Raw genomic sequence first — 2,840 nt, forward strand, 5'->3', positions numbered from 1 at the left:
AGCCTACAAAACAAAAAACAAATCTCAAAACCAAAGAACCGTGGGGCGCACGGTCTTAAAGCTCAGTTAATGTCCTCATAGAGGAGTCACTGAGAAGCCCACACTCACCTGAAAGGGAGTGTGTGGAGTACGTCACTAAATGGAGATTGGTGATTGGTGATTGGTGATTGGTGATTGGTAAAATTCTTACCTGTCACCTGTCACCTGTCACCTTACACAGTGGTAATCTCTTTTTCCTTTTCTATCAACAATTCGTCTATCTTTGCTATGTACTTGTTGGTCAGTTTTTGGAGTTTGTCTTGCTGATCTCGTGCTTCATCTTCGGAGATTTTCGCACTTTTTTCTTGTTTGCGAATGGAATCGAGAGCGTCTCGGCGAATATTGCGAATTGCTACACGACCTTCTTCGGCATACTTAAAGGCAAGTTTGACAAATTCTTTCCGGCGATCGCTAGTTAGTGGGGGAATATTCAACCGGATCACACTACCGTCGTTACTGGGAGTTAAGCCCACATCCGACAGAGAGATAGCTTTTTCAAGGATATTTAAGCTTTTCTTATCGTAGGGCTGAATCACGATGGTTGAAGAGTCTGGCGTGCTAATGTTTGCCAGAGATTTCAAGGGTGTTGGTGAACCGTAATAGTCCACTTGGACTTTATCTAATAAACTCGAATTGGCGCGACCAGTACGAATTGTATTAAAAGCTCGTTGAGTAGACTCAACGGTTTTTTGCATCGTACTCTCAGCTTCAGCTAATTTCACAAGAACCTCCCACAAGAGTGCCAATAGATTCTCCCATGACTGCCCGGTGGATGTTACCTCGCACCGTCAGGTCAAATACTAAAATGGGGAGATTATTTTCTTTACATAGAGCAATTGCGGTACTATCCATAACTCGCAAATCTTTAGCCAAAACGTGGGCGTAGGTAAGGGTGGTAAAACGCTTGGCATCAGGATAAAGTTTGGGGTCAGCATCGTAAATGCCGTCTACTTTAGTAGCTTTAAAAATCACTTCTGCTTCAATTTCTGCCGCTCTTAAGGCCGCAGTGGTATCTGTGGTAAAGAAGGGATTTCCTGAACCTGCACCAAAAATTACCACCCGTCCTTTTTCAAGATGACGGATGGCACGACGGCGAATATATGGTTCTGCTAGTTCTTGCATGGCGATCGCTGTTTGCACCCTTGTTTGAACTCCCATCCGTTCTAGAGAATCTTGCAGGGTCATAGCATTCATTACTGTGGCAATCATCCCGATATAGTCAGCGGTTGCCCGATCCATACCTGCTGATGCTGCTTTAATGCCTCGAAAAATATTGCCACCGCCAACTACGATGGCCACCTGCACACCACTGGCTATCACCTCGCCTATTTCCTTGGCTATTTCCTCGACCACTTCTGGGTCAATGCCATAGCCTAAGTTGCCCATTAAGGCTTCACCGCTCAGTTTAAGTAAAACCCGTCGGTAATTCGTTCCCATGAAGTTCCGCTTTATCAAAAAAGTTGCAATTGCCTCCAACCTAAGATAACAGTACAGTGACTATCTGTGTCTAGTTAGGTTGTCCGCCATTTGCATAAAGTCCCCATTTGTTCGGTTTGGGCTGGATCTATTTGCTGATTTGGCCATAAACAATCGTCAGCATATCATACACATAACACAAGGTTTGTGAATTGTCTCCATGTTTTCCGCTTTGTACACTCGTTTTTGTAGGCGGAATAAGTTACGGCGGAATTTCTTCCAAGGCAACGTTTTCCAGGATTCACTAGAGTTTTCTCTGTGTCTAATCATGCTCTGCTCCAATTTGTGTATTCTGAACACCTCAGACCAATTACAGTCCGTCCTCCCCGAATTGAGATTTTTCAATCAGTTATGCAAATACAAGACTATGCGATAGAGAATTATAGATTCGGCAACTAACACAATAAATAATATTTTTGACAAGAATTAGGTAGGAATTGTAATATACTACAATGTTCATTCGTTAAATTAATAATCCTATAAACTCCTTGTGTGATGACAATATGAATCCCCTGAAAACATGGAAATATCCACCTTAATGTTGGAAATTATGTGGGTTTATTCAGTTGATTTTTAACAGTAGCTTTTTGTGTTTTTAATGCAATTCGTAATTGTCTTTGTCCCAGATTATAAACCAAAAGACACAATGCCATTAACCTCATCATTGTCTCTACTCTTTCTGGATTCTTCACAAAAAGACTATCGGCAAAAAATAACGGGTCCTTAATAAATCTAAATCCTCGCTCTGTTGATTGCTGTTCTTTATATATTCTCAATATTTCTGTAGGTGCTAATTTGGTGGTGTCTAAAATATTCGTTGCTAAAATAAATCTCCCACAAGAATTTTCATGTTTTTTGATTAATTCCTGATTTTCTATTAATTTACCTTTGACTTGATAAACTACTGTTTGTGCTTTATTTAATTTTTCGGTTATTTCTATGTCCGATATTTGATGGTATTTTAATTTGTCTACGATACTATCAAAATCTATTTGTTTAGAATATTCCACTAAGATGTGGGCGAATACGGCTTTATCTGATTCGTTTCCTGATGCTCCCCTGAAAAATAAAGGTATATCTCCATCACTACTTACTATTAAATCTCATATACATTGTTTTAAGTCTGTCTGGACGATGGTCACGGGAATACCCCTGTGTGATAAGTAAGTAGGCGAAATTAATTCCACATTAGGATAATAATATTGTAAAATACATTCTTGGTAATAATAATGAGATAAAAAATGCGATTTATTCGAGATTTAAACTGGGATACAGCAAAATTACTAAAGAGAATATATAAAGAGAGTAAGCATCATCAAGTGAGA

At 39.6% G+C, this 2,840-nt stretch carries 3 protein-coding genes and 1 pseudogene; all 4 read right to left on the reverse strand.

What is annotated here, in order from left to right:
• Positions 1–212 precede the first annotated feature (212 nt).
• Positions 213–761 carry a ribosome recycling factor gene (gene frr / locus PN471_RS08790; protein WP_271776523.1) on the reverse strand — a complete coding sequence of 183 codons (549 nt, stop codon included), beginning with the start codon at positions 759–761 and terminating at the stop codon, positions 213–215.
• Positions 748–1,476, reverse strand: coding sequence for a UMP kinase (pyrH, locus tag PN471_RS08795; protein ID WP_193892539.1), 729 nt, complete (start codon positions 1,474–1,476; stop codon positions 748–750). The genes frr and pyrH overlap by 14 nt, the downstream gene beginning before the upstream one ends.
• 156 nt (positions 1,477–1,632) lie before the next feature.
• Positions 1,633–1,785 (reverse strand): reverse transcriptase N-terminal domain-containing protein, encoded by a 153-nt coding sequence (locus PN471_RS08800; RefSeq protein WP_271776524.1) that lies wholly within the window; start codon positions 1,783–1,785, stop codon positions 1,633–1,635.
• A 125-nt stretch (positions 1,786–1,910) separates the two neighbouring features.
• Positions 1,911–2,682, reverse strand: a pseudogene (locus PN471_RS23425) (IS1634 family transposase); the annotation flags it as partial.
• Positions 2,683–2,840 lie beyond the last annotated feature (158 nt).

The sequence above is a fragment of the Aphanizomenon sp. CS-733/32 genome, from assembly GCF_028330045.1.
Classification (GTDB): domain Bacteria; phylum Cyanobacteriota; class Cyanobacteriia; order Cyanobacteriales; family Nostocaceae; genus Dolichospermum; species Dolichospermum gracile.

Bases quoted from the DNA above. Each gene is read 5' to 3' on its own strand.
- pyrH (WP_193892539.1), bottom strand. From the start codon at position 1,476: ATGGGAACGAATTACCGACGGGTTTTACTTAAACTGAGCGGTGAAGCC.
- PN471_RS08800 (WP_271776524.1), bottom strand. From the start codon at position 1,785: ATGATTAGACACAGAGAAAACTCTAGTGAATCCTGGAAAACGTTGCCT.